The 14,711-nt window shown below is 39.3% G+C and carries 13 protein-coding genes; 9 read left to right on the forward strand and 4 right to left on the reverse strand.

Annotation, left to right across the window (positions count from 1 at the left end; translation table 11 throughout):
• Positions 1-185: 185 nt before the first annotated feature.
• From IMO47_RS06530 to IMO47_RS06555, 6 genes are all read left to right on the forward strand, one after another.
• The gene (locus IMO47_RS06530; RefSeq protein ID WP_196076942.1) at positions 186-1,067 is read left to right on the forward strand and encodes an ATP-binding protein; all 882 of its coding nucleotides are present in this window, start codon (positions 186-188) and stop codon (positions 1,065-1,067) included.
• Between the two features lie 633 nt (positions 1,068-1,700).
• Entirely contained in the window at positions 1,701-5,273 is a 3,573-nt protein-coding gene (dnaE, locus tag IMO47_RS06535) for a DNA polymerase III subunit alpha (protein WP_196076941.1), read from the forward strand.
• A gap of 38 nt (positions 5,274-5,311) precedes the next feature.
• Positions 5,312-6,145: an RNA methyltransferase gene (locus IMO47_RS06540; RefSeq protein ID WP_196076940.1), complete on the forward strand. Its 834-nt coding sequence runs from the start codon at positions 5,312-5,314 to the stop codon at positions 6,143-6,145.
• Positions 6,145-6,969: a serine O-acetyltransferase gene (gene cysE / locus IMO47_RS06545; RefSeq protein ID WP_196076939.1), complete on the forward strand. Its 825-nt coding sequence runs from the start codon at positions 6,145-6,147 to the stop codon at positions 6,967-6,969. The genes IMO47_RS06540 and cysE overlap by 1 nt, the downstream gene beginning before the upstream one ends.
• A gap of 106 nt (positions 6,970-7,075) precedes the next feature.
• A complete protein-coding gene (locus IMO47_RS06550) occupies positions 7,076-8,002 on the forward strand; it encodes a hypothetical protein (RefSeq protein ID WP_196076938.1) in 927 nt (308 codons plus the stop codon).
• Positions 8,003-8,105: 103 nt separating this feature from the next.
• Positions 8,106-10,118, forward strand: a complete 2,013-nt coding sequence (locus IMO47_RS06555; RefSeq protein WP_196076937.1) for an alpha/beta hydrolase — start codon at positions 8,106-8,108, stop codon at positions 10,116-10,118.
• A 96-nt stretch (positions 10,119-10,214) separates the two neighbouring features.
• Here IMO47_RS06555 and IMO47_RS06560 read toward each other — a convergent pair whose 3' ends face one another.
• Positions 10,215-10,631, reverse strand: coding sequence for a GFA family protein (locus IMO47_RS06560; protein ID WP_196076936.1), 417 nt, complete (start codon positions 10,629-10,631; stop codon positions 10,215-10,217).
• A gap of 332 nt (positions 10,632-10,963) precedes the next feature.
• On the opposite strand from IMO47_RS06560, the gene IMO47_RS06565 reads away from it, so the two are divergent.
• Both IMO47_RS06565 and IMO47_RS06570 read left to right on the forward strand, forming a co-directional pair.
• Positions 10,964-11,209, forward strand: a complete 246-nt coding sequence (locus IMO47_RS06565) for a hypothetical protein (protein ID WP_196076935.1) — start codon at positions 10,964-10,966, stop codon at positions 11,207-11,209.
• Between the two features lie 81 nt (positions 11,210-11,290).
• Positions 11,291-11,728 (forward strand): PaaI family thioesterase, encoded by a 438-nt coding sequence (locus tag IMO47_RS06570; RefSeq protein WP_196076934.1) that lies wholly within the window; start codon positions 11,291-11,293, stop codon positions 11,726-11,728.
• A gap of 34 nt (positions 11,729-11,762) precedes the next feature.
• On the opposite strand, the gene IMO47_RS06575 is transcribed toward IMO47_RS06570, so the two are convergent.
• Both IMO47_RS06575 and IMO47_RS06580 read right to left on the reverse strand, forming a co-directional pair.
• Positions 11,763-12,419, reverse strand: a complete 657-nt coding sequence (locus IMO47_RS06575; RefSeq protein WP_196076933.1) for a hypothetical protein — start codon at positions 12,417-12,419, stop codon at positions 11,763-11,765.
• 191 nt (positions 12,420-12,610) lie between these two features.
• Positions 12,611-13,255, reverse strand: coding sequence for a metal-dependent hydrolase (locus tag IMO47_RS06580; RefSeq protein ID WP_196077819.1), 645 nt, complete (start codon positions 13,253-13,255; stop codon positions 12,611-12,613).
• Positions 13,256-13,373: 118 nt separating this feature from the next.
• Between IMO47_RS06580 and IMO47_RS06585 the strand changes: the two genes are divergently transcribed.
• Positions 13,374-13,886, forward strand: a complete 513-nt coding sequence (locus IMO47_RS06585) for a hypothetical protein (RefSeq protein ID WP_227552175.1) — start codon at positions 13,374-13,376, stop codon at positions 13,884-13,886.
• A gap of 31 nt (positions 13,887-13,917) precedes the next feature.
• On the opposite strand, the gene yaaA is transcribed toward IMO47_RS06585, so the two are convergent.
• A complete protein-coding gene (gene yaaA / locus IMO47_RS06590) occupies positions 13,918-14,697 on the reverse strand; it encodes a peroxide stress protein YaaA (protein ID WP_196077547.1) in 780 nt (259 codons plus the stop codon).
• Positions 14,698-14,711 lie beyond the last annotated feature (14 nt).

Below are 14,711 nucleotides of genomic sequence, written 5' to 3' on the forward strand. Positions count from 1 at the left end.
TTTGATTTCAACCCGAGGATGAAGACTCATCTATAAACTATGCTTAAAAATAAACAGATAATCAATTGCCACAAGTCATTTAATTTTGGCGACCTACTCCGATAATCACCAATTGAGATGAGCTCAATAAAAATACTGTGCTAATATCATCCACACTTAGTAATTTCTGAACATAGCGAACGGATATGGCAACTTTAGATTTACCAGACAATATCATCCAAAAATTATCTCAAGTCCTTGATCAATTAAAGCAAATTTTACCTGAAACCAAACAAGAACCTGACTTTTCGGCAATTGCTTTTCGGTGGCATGATCAACAACTCAAAGCCATTTACAACCCGAAAGCCATTCATCTAGATGATCTTAAAGGAATCGAAAGGCAAAAAGCCAAAATTTTACAAAATACCGAACAGTTCCTGCATGGTTTACCCGCAAATGATATTTTACTGACTGGGTCGCGTGGTACTGGAAAGTCATCTATTGTACGTTCCTTGTTAACTCAGTATTCAGAACAAGGTTTACGTCTTATTGAAATTGAACGAGATGATTTGTCAGATCTTCCCGAGATTCAAAAAATTATCCAAAACCGCCCTGAAAAATTTATCGTTTATTGTGATGATCTGGCATTTAATGCTGAAGATGAAAACTATCGTAGTTTAAAAAGCGTGTTGGATGGGTCTTTACAATCAGGCTCGAGTAACTTTGTGATCTATGCAACCAGTAATCGCCGTCATTTATTGCCTGAATTCATGCACGAGAATACCCCCGTTACCAAAGTTGATGTACCACAATATAAAGAGCTCCATCCTCAAGAAGCCATTGAAGAAAAAATTTCACTATCTGATCGCTTTGGATTGTGGTTGTCATTTTATCCCATGGATCAAAATCTTTATTTGGAAATTGTTGAACATTATCTTAAAAAAGAAGACATGCCGTTTGGTGAGGAAGTCCGTGCAGAAGCCCTCAGATGGTGTCAAGCGCGTGGACAACGTTCAGGTCGAGCCGCATACCAATTTTCCAAGCATTGGATTGGTTCTGAGCGTTTAAAATCAACCTCATCTTCATAGGGTGTGCTGAGAATTTATCTATGGTTGCGATCAACTGTGTTTTTTAGAAAAACGAGTGGAAATAGCAAATTCAATCATTCTAAATCATGAGAACACAGTTTAGCAAAATCACGACGAAGTGGCAAAAAAGCCAGTCCTTACGGCGCCTTATGCAGCAATAAACAATGCGCTGTTGTTGCTTAGGTTACGGTTAAAATTATCTCAGCTTAGCTCATGAAACTCGAAAATAGTCGTACTATTTTCTGGTTTCCTTGCGCAGCCAACTCCTCAAGCCTGCTCAATTTCAACTTCAACGCAAACCATTTATGAAATATCAAGACTCGAATGTATTTCCAGTCGAGGCAAACCCATACCCTGCTTTGAATATTGGGGAATTTCTTTGATAACGTTGTTTCTTACTTAAAAAAGCGTGTATTAGAAACCAGTGTATCCGAACCTATTGAACTGCGACATGTGGCATATAAGAATTGTTGGAATTACATGCAATTGAACATCAAATATGATAAAACATTATATTTTTCATATATTTCAATTATTTAAAATTCCACTATCAATTTCATCAGCCGATGATATTTCAGCACATCACTGTTTAAGCATGATAAAATAACCCGCAGTTTCATATAGGATTGGTCTATGCAGTTTGTTCATCTTGGTATTCATACCGAATTTTCGATTACGGAATCGATTGTACGTATACCTGATCTGATTAAAGCTGCTGCATCTGATGAAATGCCTGCTTTAGCCATCACAGACCTATCCAATCTCCATGCCGCAGTCAAATTTTATAACAAGGCATTAGCGAAAGGCATTAAGCCTATTTTCGGCAGTGTGATCCGTCTCAACGATGCCAACCATAAAGCAACCCTACTTGCAATGACCAATAAAGGTTGGCGTGGACTGACTGAAATCGTGTCTCGTGGCTTTATCGAAGGTCAACAACTTTCAATTCCATGCGTTCAAAAGGAATGGATACTTGAGCAATCAGAAGATATTATCGTTCTCCTGGGTTTGCACAGTGATGTTGGTGAAATGCTCTGCTCAGCCTACCCAGAAAAAGCTGAACCTTTACTTGAGCAGTGGATTGAAAAATTTGGCAATCGGGTCTATTTGGCGTTGACTCGAACTGGTCGACCACTTGAAGAAAGCTTTAATCAAGAAGCTGTAAAACTCGCTGCAAAATATAAGATTGGTGTTGTTGCACACAATGACGTGCATTTTATCACCGCAGAAGATTATGAAGCACATGAAGCACGTGTTTGTATTGCCGATGGTTATGTTTTAGGTGACGATAAACGCCCTAAAAACTATAGTCCAGAACAGTATTTCAAAACATCGACTGAGATGATTGAATTATTTGCTGATCTTCCAAGTGCTATCGAAAATACACTGCAGATTGCAAAACGTTGTACGGTCTCTTTGCGTTTGGGCTTCCATGACCTGCCTGATTATCCAATTCCTGAAGGTCACACGATTCACTCCTATTTCGAACACGTTTCAGAGATAGGTTTAGAAGAGCGCTTGGATGTCCTCTACCCTGTAGAAAAACGTAACGAAGACTGGCCTGAAATACGTAAACCTTATGATGAACGCCTTGCATATGAGCTTGGAATCATCAATAAAATGGATTTCCCTGGTTACTTCCTGATCGTGATGGACTTTATTCAATGGTCTAAGAATAATGGTGTTCCAGTTGGACCTGGGCGTGGTTCGGGTGCAGGCTCCTTGGTTGCGTTCAGTTTGAAAATTACTGATTTAGATCCACTTCGCTATGATCTACTTTTTGAACGTTTCTTAAATCCAGAACGTGTATCCATGCCCGACTTCGATGTTGACTTCTGTATTGCCGGTCGAGATAAAGTTATCGACTATGTAGCAAGTCACTATGGACGTGATGCAGTCTCACAAATTGCGACCTTTGGTACCATGGCGGCCAAAGGTGCTATTCGAGATGTTGCACGCGTATTGGGTAAATCCTATGGATTGGCTGATCGTATTTCTAAAATGATTCCCACCAAACCTCTGGGGCTGAGTTTAGAAGAATCACTGGAAGCAGAGCCGCAACTCAAAGATATCGTTACCAATCCTTCCAATCCGGATTATGACGATGCAGCTGAAATTTGGGAAATGGCATTGAAACTCGAAGGCATAACCCGAAATACCGGTAAACATGCAGGCGGTGTAGTGATTGCACCCACAAAAATTACCGATTATTCCGCTGTACTTTGTGAAGCCGATGGTAGCGGTCGTGTTGCGCAATTCGACAAAGATGATGTAGAAGCTGCGGGCTTGGTTAAATTTGACTTTTTAGGTCTACGTAACCTGACGGTGATTGAAGATGCAGTTCAAAATATCAATAAAAGAATTCAATCAGATCACCCCTTAAACATTTCAAATATTATTTTGGATGATCCAAAGGCATATGCCGTTTTTGCCGATGCGAACACCACTGCGGTATTCCAGTTTGAATCCGTGGGTATGAAAAAAATGCTCAAAGAAGCACGCCCAAGTAAATTTGAAGAAATTATTGCCTTCGTATCGCTATATCGACCAGGTCCAATGGACCTGATTCCTGACTTTATCCATCGTATGCATGGTGGTGAATTTGAGTATTTGCATCCTTTACTTGAAAGCGTACTTGAACCGACATACGGCATCATGGTGTATCAGGAACAGGTTATGCAGGCTGCACAGTTCTGTGCAGGCTATACCCTTGGTGGTGCCGACTTACTTCGTCGTGCAATGGGTAAAAAGAAAGTCGAGGAAATGGTCAAGCAACGCGCAACCTTTATTGAAGGTGCGGCGAAAAAAGATATTGATGAAGCTACGGCAAACCATATCTTCGACTATATGGAAAAATTCGCAGGTTATGGTTTCAACAAATCACATGCGGCTGCATATGCTTTAGTTGCGTATCAAACAGCTTGGCTAAAAGCACATTATCCTTCTGAATTCATGGCGGCAGTGATGTCGTCAGAAATGCAGAATACAGACAGTATTGTATTCTTAATTGATGATTGCCGCATCAATGGATTAGATGTACTGCCGCCATCTGTCAACATGTCATTTTATCAATTCCACGCCAGTGATGCGAAAACCATCATTTATGGTTTAGGTGCAATCAAGGGTGTGGGCGAACAAGCCATGCAGTCTGTGATTGACTCACGTGAACAGGATGGTCCATATAAAGATCTATTTGATTTCTGCCATCGTGTAGATTTGAAAAAAATTAATAAACGAACCTTGGAAGCCCTGATCCGTGCCGGTGCACTCGATTGTTTAGGCATCGAACGCTCAAGTTTGATGGCACAGCTTCCTGAAGCTGTTCAAGCTGCAGAACAGGCTCGATCAAATCGTGAAACAGGCATTATGGATTTATTTGGCGAGGTTGAGGAGGTTCAACGTAAACCTGCCAAACCGGTCAAACCATGGTCAGATGAAGTCCGTTTAAAAGGTGAAAAAGATACGCTTGGCTTATACCTCACGGGTCACCCCATCGATGTATATCGTCCTGAGTTAAAATCATTTATTCCCCATAAAATTAATGAGCTGACACCAACCCGTCGTGGTGTTACCACAGTCTTTGCCGGTTTGGTCGTTGACGTTGCCAACTTCCCGAATCGAATGGTCGTCACATTGGATGATGGCACAGCACGTATTGAAGTTTCCTCCAACCATGAACGTTTCCAGCGCTTTAAAGATATTATTCAGAATGAAAAAGTGGTGGTGATTGAGGGTGAAATTTATGAGCGTGAAGGCTTTGACCGTCCAATGGGACGCTTAACCAAAGCATTCACGTTAAATGAAATTCGTCAAAAACGTGCCAACAGTATTGCCGTTAAACTAAACCCAGAAGTCATCAGTAAAACCCTAGCATCGGATATTCAAAAAATTTTACTGCCTTTTTGCAATGTCGATATGTGTCAACATATTCCTATGCAAATTTTGCTGGACTATGATTATGCCACTGCTGAATTACATTTTGGACAACAGTGGAAAGTCGCACCTTTAGATGAACTCTTATCAAAATTACGTGATTATTTTGGTAAGGAATCGATTCATATTGAATATCAGGTCAAATCCAAGGCAGCTAAGGCGGTTGATCATCGTGAATTGGCACAGCCTACTCAAGTTGCACCTCCTCCAGACAATATGAGCATGGAGGATGCAATGGATGAGTATCTCGCTGATGCCGGTCAATACTCTTAACATACCTAATCTTCTCTTTATTTAATTTTGGAACATCAATGGACATTTTTGACAATGCTGTGATTTCACAGCATTTAAGTCATGTACGTATTGTGATGGTCAATACCACACTGCCTGCAAACATTGGCAGTGCATTACGTGCAATGAAAACAATGGGATTATCTAAACTGGTTCTAGTCGCACCGAAAACCTATCCGCATCCCGATATTGAGGCTTTGGCAGCGGGTGCTACAGATTTAATCAAGTCTATTGAAATCGTAGAATGTCTGGAAGATGCAATTAAAGACTGCCATCTGGTATTTGGTACCAGTGCGCGCAGCCGAACGATTCCATGGCCTTTGCTGGATGCACGCCCTGCCGCAGAAAAGTCAATGCAGTCTGTCATTTACAGTCAGCAGGAGGTTGCTGTCGTTTTTGGTCGAGAAGACCGTGGGCTCACCAATGAAGAGCTTGCGCTTGCGAATTATCATGTCACAATTCCTGTAAATAGTGATTATGGTGTATTGAATGTTGCTCAAGCTATCCAGGTGATCTGCTATGAAATGCGTATGGCAACTTTGGCATTTGCAGATAAAACTGTTGATACTCAAGCTGTAATGCATGTAACAGACTCAGCAGATATGCACTGGGACGAACCCCTGGTCACGCATGAACAGATGGAACAATTTTATCCTCACATTGAAAAAATGCTGGCTGAAATTGAATTTTTAGACCCTAAAAATCCGCGCCTTCTTCCATTGCGCTTGCGTCGATTATTTGGACGTATACAATTGGATAAGATGGAATATCATTTATTACGGGGTATTTTTAGCCGAGTTCAGGCTCTCAATAACGGGACATGGAAAAAGTCAAAACATGAGGATCAAAACTAATGCTTAAGCAGCTTAAAGAAGATATCCAAGCTGTATTCGCGCGAGATCCTGCTGCGCGAAATACATTTGAAGTTTTAACAACTTATCCGGGTATACATGCATTGATTATGCATCGTGTAGCGCATGAATTATGGGAAAAAAACTGTAAAACTTCAGCGCGAATATTGTCTTCTTTTAGTCGCTTTGCCACAGGTATTGAAATTCATCCAGGCGCCAAAATTGGCAAGCGTTTCTTTATTGATCATGGTATGGGGGTGGTGATCGGAGAAACTGCTGAAATAGGAGATGATGTTACTTTATATCACGGCGTCACATTAGGCGGCACAACATGGAATACCGGCAAGCGCCATCCCACACTTGCAGATGGTGTAGTGGTAGGTGCTGGTGCAAAAATTCTAGGACCTTTTGTGGTGGGTAAAAATGCTAAAGTTGGCTCAAATGCAGTGGTCACCAAAGCTGTTCCAGATGGTGCCACCGCGGTTGGCAATCCGGCCCGATTCATTACCAAAGATAAAGAAACAGTTTCAACCACAGAGACTCGCTGTCCAGAAGAAGTCGCTAATACAACTGAAAACACAGAGTTTCAGGCTTATGCCGCAACTCAGGAGCAACAGGATCCAATGCTCGAAGGCATGCGTGTTCTGTTAGATCGACTTGAACAAAATGAACAGCGTATTCATAGCCTGTGTAAACGTTTGTCACTTTTAGATCCTACATTTAATTTATCTCAGACGATTGAACAACCTTTGAGCGACGAGGAAATCAAAATTATTGAAGAGGTCAGGCGTGAGTGTGAAGCCCAAAAAGTGCCATCAAAAACTTAATGTATAATTTTTAATAATACGAACCAAATCAAGTTGCATGTTCAGACGTCTTTTCATAGACTGATGCGCATGCACATTTTTTAATATAAATTAATGGAAGAAACACATGACGATTAAGCCTTTGGCATATGCATTGCTCGCTACATCATTCTTAACTGCGTGTTCAACTACACCAACCAAACAAAGCACAAAAATAGATGCGAATGAGCCTTTCATTTACACTGAGCCAGAATTATCTCCACCCTTCTATGCGTTAAATCCATTTGATTACTCCCAACCTCCTGTTTTTGAGTTGGAGTTAAAAAAAGCAGCAGCTCAGCCTGTCAATAAACTGGAAGTGACCGATCCAGCAAATCCAAATCAAAAAATTGTGCTTGATACCAATAAATTAATTGTACCAACGGTAAACAGTTCACAGCGTGCGATGAAATATGCTGTATTGGCGGGTGATAACGAAATCGATATCACTGCAATTGATGACTTCTTACAAATGGTAGAAGGTAAAGCACGCCACTATCCACCACAGTTTAGTGACCGTAAAGAACGCAAAGGTTTTGAAGGAAAATTAAAAGAAGTATCTACGCAGCTAGACCAGCTTGCTGCTGCGCCAAATGCATCATTTGATATTCTGATTCGTGCATTTAAAGCCAGTATTCTTGGACGCAACCTTGATTTAGGTTCTTCATATACCACTAAGTCATTAGATTATGCTCAACGTATTCTTAAAATCAATAAAGAAGATCCTGAAGCAAACTTATGGTTTGGTTTCTCTTTATCGGAAGGTGGCGGTCAAAAAGAAGCAATGCCATATTTAGATAAAGCCATGAAAGCGGGTGTGCAGGAAGCTTATTTGTCTTCTGCCAATAATTATATTGGTATGGAACAAAAGAAAAATGCGGTGCAAACACTAAAAAACTATAAAGTGAAATATCCTGAAGAAGCAGAAGTTGCAGATCGTTTGATTCAAGAAATTGAAAAACAAGGTCGCTACAATGTTTGGCAAGTGATGAAAAACCCGGCTCTGACGAAATAATTTCTAGGCTAGAAAAATAGACTGAGCATTCAGTCTATTTTTTTGCTTATAAATTGAAATTCTAGAAAACTATCGTATTATTCAGAAAAGATTGATCTCGTTAATGTTTATGCAAAACTCAAAAAATAAAATTTTGCTTTATGTTTTAGCCATCAGCCCATTGATTTTCTCTGGATGTCAGGTTGTAAGTGTAAAAAATCAAAAGGTTAATGTTACGATCGCCAATGAGCGTGATAGCATTTTAACACGCTCCAAAATGAGTGAGGCAAGTTTAAATGTGCTCTCCATGACTGGGCGTGAAGCAAAATCATGCGCGGAAGAAGCAGAAAAATGTGTCGCTGATTTAGCCAAAATACCGCAGATACAAGATGAACAGCTGCTTTCGACAGCCAGTGAAATCTACCTGACCAAAGCGATTAATCTAGCAGACTCGTCCAATTGTAAAATCAGTGTATTTTCTAAACATCAATCTACAGAAAAAAAGCAAAACACACAGAAAAATTATGATCAATGCCTAGACCAACAAATGGTCATGCTCGATAACAGTATTCGTTATAGTTATGCTTACTTGTTTAAAACAGAACGCCAACCACAAGACCGTATTTTCAACAACCGACAGGTTCAAATACGTGATTTTTACAATCAAGCGTTGGCAAAGCTCATTTCCACCTATGCGGCACGCCATAAAAACCAAAAAGTTGCCAAGCAGATTAAAGTTGGAACCAGTACGTATCGCATCAACTTTAATGGTTATCCTGCGATTGCCAATACAGAATTAGAAGATCTCGTCTCCAGTTACAACCTTAACTTTTCAGGTTTACGCTCAATTAACCGTAGAGATGGTTTCGGTGCGGAATTTGTCGCAATTTTGCCGAAGACCGATGCCCCTGAAGAAAACAAATATATTGTTAATCCATTTGATTACCAATATAAACATGGCATAAATCCTAATATTCACCCACCGCGTTATTTATCTGTAAGTATTGCTGCTCAACCTGAAAATGCCAATGAATCATTGCAGAATATTTTGCACACCCCCAACTTCCAGTTAAATATTTACGATCCATATAGTGTTGAAAACATTAAAATTGGTGGAAAACAATATCCTCTAGCAGCCAATTTCTCTGCTCCATACGGCTTATGGTTAGCGCAGAATAATTTAGGGATTGCTGCATACCTGAGCTTGATTGATCGAGATCAGAGCTTGACCATGCCACACCTGTACATGCTTGAGCCGTATAACCCCAATAAGAAAGTTATTGTTTTGGTCCATGGTTTAGCCAGTAGTCCAGAAGCATGGATTCGATTAACCAATGACATCATGGGAGACAATGTACTCCGCGAACATTATCAGGTTTGGCAAATTTTCTATTCCACCAACATGCCAATCTTGGAAAGCCGTTACCAAATCAATGCGATTATCAATCAAACATTTGCTTCGATTGACCAAAAATCAGCTTCTGCAAAAGATGCTGTATTGATTGGGCACAGTATGGGCGGCATTATTGCGCGCCTGTTGGTCAGCGATGCTGATCTCACTCAACCTGCTTTAAAAATGTTAAATAACCGTAAGTTTGATAAATTCAAAGATGACCCGATCTTTAAAGCACGTCTGAGCATTCAATCTGTACCGAACTTCGACCGCGCCATTTTTATATCAGCCCCTCACCGTGGTACAGCATTTGCTGATCGCTGGTTCACCTTAGCGGCTCGTCGTATTATCAAACTACCTGGTGCATTTCTCGGAGCTTTAGCGGACTCCATTGATGAACGTGATTTAAATGCAAAAAACTTTCTAAAAGATGTGGGACATGGAATCATTCAGAATGGACCAAGTGATCTCAGCCATAACTCCAAGTTCACTCATTTAACAGAAAATGTGATGCCTAAAAAGACCATGGTCTATCATTCAATCATGGGCAATATTACCGACAGTCAGGATCCTAAAATCATGACTGATGGTGTAGTTCCTTATACCAGCTCACACCTTGATGGAGCAGCTTCGGAAGTCATTATCAAAGGTGGACATTCAATTCAGGAAACACCTGAAGCAGTATTGGAGCTCCGCCGTATTTTGAGGTTACATCTGGTTAAACTTGGCATATATAAACCCTAAAGATCCCAGTAAAAACGCCAGTCAAATTACCTGGCGTTTTTAAGCTGAACAAGTTTAAGATTGTCTGTGATTAAAATCAAACCCTAATAAAAATGACTATTCATTATTTCCTGTAAATAAGGCGACAACATCAGCCTCAGTCAGCTTTTTCGTCTGGTTTTCAAAATTATAAAAAGCGGGTTTATTGTCGATATAAATTTCCATATCAAATTTGATATCTTGTGGTTGTTCATCCAAAGCAAAAGCATTGATATTACAATAGCTTTGATCTTTAGTACGCCAGAACAGATTCGTTCCACAGGCATTACAAAAACCACGCTCCCCCCATTCCGATGAGTGATAAATACTTAAGTGGTCTTTTTTAATAAAGTTTAACCCATCTTGCTCCACATCAATGGTCATGATTACACCACTGGTCTGTCTACGACAGATTGAGCAATGGCATGCATGTACCGCATGATTTTTTAATTCTACGTTAAACGTTGTTTCCCCACAAACACATTGCCCTTTCATAGGAATCTCCATGTTCTCAAAAATGTTCAAATAACATACTAGGGGCTGCTGGCATTTCATAAATGGCTTGGGTTTTTTGCCGTTACGTCGTTACGGACTACTCATGTAGAATGACTAAATTTCGTATTCCGTACCTGGTATCGTCTAAAAAAACAGATTAGAGTCGCAAACATAGACGAATTGTCAGCAGTCCCCCTATTGCGGCTTGAAGTTATATTCTAAGCAATATTTTTTAATCAAATGTGGTTTTTGTAATCTTTTTATCATTGAAAACTGGAATAATTAGCTCTAGATTATCCAATACAACAACTTAAATAAACAGTTGGAAAAATATGCGTTATAAAATTATAGATGTTTATAAGCTTCATGATATTCAACGGTATATTGCAAAATGTCTAAAAACCCAGTCACCACAGTTTATTGTCATTGAAAGCCGTCAGACTTTATGTAAAGAGTTGGATATCATCGATGTTGATTTGAATCAATCAAGCGCCACATGGGCAACCGGTGAAAAAATAGCCTTAAAAATCCTCCATCAATCCGACCATATCGAAAGGTTTTACGATATCGAATACTAAAAAGAATTTGACAGCATCTGTTAAAGCATTTTATTTTAATCATCAAGTTCCTTTTTAGAACTAAAAACCTAGGACAAAATGATGAAATCTTTAAAAGAAATGACTGGACTCGAATTTTTACAAGCCATGATAGATGGTGATATCCCAAGAGCATCCATCAGTGAGACCATTCCTATGGATCTGCATGAAATTGCTAAAGGCTATGCAAACTTTATTGTCAAAGCTGATGAACGTCATTTAAATCCATTAGGGGGTGTACATGGTGGTTTTGCTGCTACAACTTTGGATTCTGCAACTGGTTGTGCAGTACATACCACCCTTGAAGCGGGTGTAGGTTACGGCACCATCGACTTAAATGTTAAAATGTGCCGCCCAGTACCACAAAATAAACCTTTATTTGCGATTGGACAGCTGATTAATTCAAGTAAGAATCTCGCAATTTCTGAAGGTAAATTGGTCGATGAAGATGGCAAATTATATGCACATGCAACAGCGACCTGTATGATTATTCGACCATAAATAAATCGGTTGTGCTATTCATCATGAATAGCACTTATTCAGCATCAGCTGGCTTGTCAATCAATTGGATTTTGCCCATTTTAAGTTGCTTGGATGCATCATCCCATTCCAAATTACGCTTACACATGATTGCTTCGGCTCGACTGATTTCATCCATATTTTGACCACAATATCCACCGCCAACTTCTATTTGCACGATCGCCTTGGGTTGATGATCTAAAACTTGATATGCAAAAACACTGCTGTTAAAAATTTCTTGAATGCTTTTACCATCTTGAGATTGATAGATCACCAACTGATCACCACCATGTCCTCTAAACACCCCATCTTCGGCACACGTCATAGCATCAGGTTCATAAATATATTCTGGTTGTTCATCCCCGATTAAATCAACAGCTTTAATGACGCTACTCATTTCTACCTTTGCAGGTGTCTGACAGCTCTCCTCAGCTTCCTTCACTTGCTTGATCAATGCTTCTGGATAAGTCAACCTAGCGCTATCCGGATTCTTTTCAGTCTTGGAAACAGTTGCTGGAATTTCTGCTTCAGAATCACTTTTCACTTGGCTTGCTGTGGCTTGAGCATCAATTACCGGCTCGTGTTTCTTTATATCTTCTGGTGATTGATTGTGTTTCTGACAGGCAGTCATCACTATAATACTGCTCAGTACAACAAGATTTAAAATTTTCAAGATTTTCTCTCTTTCAGTGTTTCTATATGATTGCTCTTGAATAAAGCGGCATAATCACAATCTACTTTGACAATATCATTTTGCTTGTGTTGCAGTGCCCCATAAAATGCAGTGCCTGAATTCATGTCGAATAAACATGCCTTAATATTACTTGCTCTTTTTCATAGATCTTTTTAATAATAAGCCATTGTTTATATGGATGATAAAGCTTTAGATAAATTTATTTTAGCATTTTCCTCAAAATACATCCTAAAATATTCAGTCTGATACAAAGGCTGCATATGATAAAAATGCAGCAGCACCTCTGCTCGCTTTACTCGATAAATTTCTTTACTTACCCATGCATACTCGCACTGAATCTGCTGCTCGTATTCAAGAAAGCGGGTTGCTGAACTGCCCAAAATTGCCAAATCAATATCCAATAGATAATTTAAATCCTGTTGCTGAGATGGTTGATGCTGCCGAGTCGCAAGAATCCATGAATAAACTTTCTCAATGACAGATTCAGTCAAAATACCCTGACATAGTTTTTGCATGCGTTGGGCACTTAGTTCTTCATTGTCTTTAGCTTGAGGGTTATACACCACATCATGAAACCAAATCGCGAGTTCAACAGCATCAGGATCATCTAACCGTGCTTTGACTTGATGAAATAAATCAAGACACTCAACAATATGTTGCAGTGTATGATAATAACGTTGAGGCTCAGTATAAGCATTAAATAAAACCGCATATAACATATCAGCTTGCGCTTTTGACATATTGATTTTGTTGATGAACGCATCCCAATATTGATTGAATGAATTGACGTATTTTTCTGAACTATCTATGATCATATTTATCAAAAATAATAGACTTCTATATATTAATACAACATTTTTGGCAGTTATCACATGATCAATAAATCAAAATTTTCAGCACCATCGCATTTAAGTAGATTTGTTTGTTATCTGCATGCCCCCTTATTTCCAAGATTTAATAGATATTGAATGGTGCGGACAAGTACAATCACCCACACATTCAAAACGATTTAAAATCAGATATTATGGGGAGATCTTTGATGATTATCAGCTCATTTGCGCAACAGATTCTGCACCAGAACTGATTTATGCAGTCGATACAGAAAGCAAGGAAGAAATATTACTTTTTGATGGAGCACAGCATGGTTGTGATCCCATGTTTTGTGATGAATTTACACCTGAACAGCTCATGCACCGACCTGTCATTCATCAATTCATAGATCAAGATCAGCAAGATATCTTTAAAGTGATTATCAAGATGTATCACAATATTGACTATGATGATGAAGTGGAGAGTTTGAGCAATACAACCGGTGAAATTGAACTGATTTCAGGAAAAATTATTTCTGCCGATCAACTCAAAGCAGACGGATTTGAGTTTATTCAAATCAATGTGATGAATTCGCCGGGACATGAATACAGTATTTTTGAACGGGAATTGGCTTAATGCTCAGCCAATTCCGAAAATAAAGGCTATTTTAAGCAACTTGCTCATCACGCTTAAATACAAGTTCACCCTTCAATGAACTCTCAGCATCAAAATAATAACCATCCAGATTAAATGATTTTAAATCATCCAACTTTTGCAATTGATTTTGTATGATATAACGTGCCATTAATCCGCGTGCTTTTTTTGCATAAAAGCTAATTACTTTATATTTACCATTTTTCTGATCTAAAAATACAGGTTTAATGATGTCCGCCTGAATTTTTGCCTCTTTGACTGATTTATAGTATTCATCAGAAGCGATATTGACCAACAATTTAGATCCACTTTGCTGTAAATCCTCATTGATGAGTTGGGTAATTCGCTCTCCCCAAAAATCATAGAGATTGTGTCCACGCTGATTGGCGAGTTTAATCCCCATTTCTAAACGATATGGCATCATTAGATCCAAAGGACGCAATAAACCATAAAGTCCGGAAAGACTGCGTAAGTGATTTTGCGCAAAATTTAAATCATCTTGTGACAAGCTATACGCATCCAGTCCAGTATATACATCACCTTTAAAGGCAAAAATTGCTTGTCGTGCATTAGAAAAATTGAAATCAGCATTCCAGTCACGAAAACGTTCAACATTCAAATTGGCGATCTTGTCACTTACATGCATCAAACTGGCAATATCAGAAGCAGACAGTTTACGACTTAGGTCTATAAGCTGTTGAGATTGGTCCAACAGTCTTGGTAAAGTATGCTTGTCAGTCGGCAGTGCGGTTTCATAATCGAGCGTCTTAGCAGGGGAAATTAAGGCGAGCATGGTCTTCCTGATCA

This window comes from Acinetobacter sp. Res13-Abat-PEC15-P4-01 (genome assembly GCF_015676285.1).
Classification (GTDB): Bacteria; Pseudomonadota; Gammaproteobacteria; order Pseudomonadales; family Moraxellaceae; genus Acinetobacter; species Acinetobacter nematophilus.

Coding starts and splice junctions, on each gene's coding strand:
- IMO47_RS06530 (WP_196076942.1), top strand. CDS start 186: ATGGCAACTTTAGATTTACCAGACAATATCATCCAAAAATTATCTCAA.
- dnaE (WP_196076941.1), top strand. CDS start 1,701: ATGCAGTTTGTTCATCTTGGTATTCATACCGAATTTTCGATTACGGAA.
- IMO47_RS06540 (WP_196076940.1), top strand. CDS start 5,312: ATGGACATTTTTGACAATGCTGTGATTTCACAGCATTTAAGTCATGTA.
- cysE (WP_196076939.1), top strand. CDS start 6,145: ATGCTTAAGCAGCTTAAAGAAGATATCCAAGCTGTATTCGCGCGAGAT.
- IMO47_RS06550 (WP_196076938.1), top strand. CDS start 7,076: ATGACGATTAAGCCTTTGGCATATGCATTGCTCGCTACATCATTCTTA.
- IMO47_RS06555 (WP_196076937.1), top strand. CDS start 8,106: ATGTTTATGCAAAACTCAAAAAATAAAATTTTGCTTTATGTTTTAGCC.
- IMO47_RS06560 (WP_196076936.1), bottom strand. CDS start 10,631: ATGAAAGGGCAATGTGTTTGTGGGGAAACAACGTTTAACGTAGAATTA.
- IMO47_RS06565 (WP_196076935.1), top strand. CDS start 10,964: ATGCGTTATAAAATTATAGATGTTTATAAGCTTCATGATATTCAACGG.
- IMO47_RS06570 (WP_196076934.1), top strand. CDS start 11,291: ATGAAATCTTTAAAAGAAATGACTGGACTCGAATTTTTACAAGCCATG.
- IMO47_RS06580 (WP_196077819.1), bottom strand. CDS start 13,255: ATGATCATAGATAGTTCAGAAAAATACGTCAATTCATTCAATCAATAT.
- IMO47_RS06585 (WP_227552175.1), top strand. CDS start 13,374: ATGCCCCCTTATTTCCAAGATTTAATAGATATTGAATGGTGCGGACAA.
- yaaA (WP_196077547.1), bottom strand. CDS start 14,697: ATGCTCGCCTTAATTTCCCCTGCTAAGACGCTCGATTATGAAACCGCA.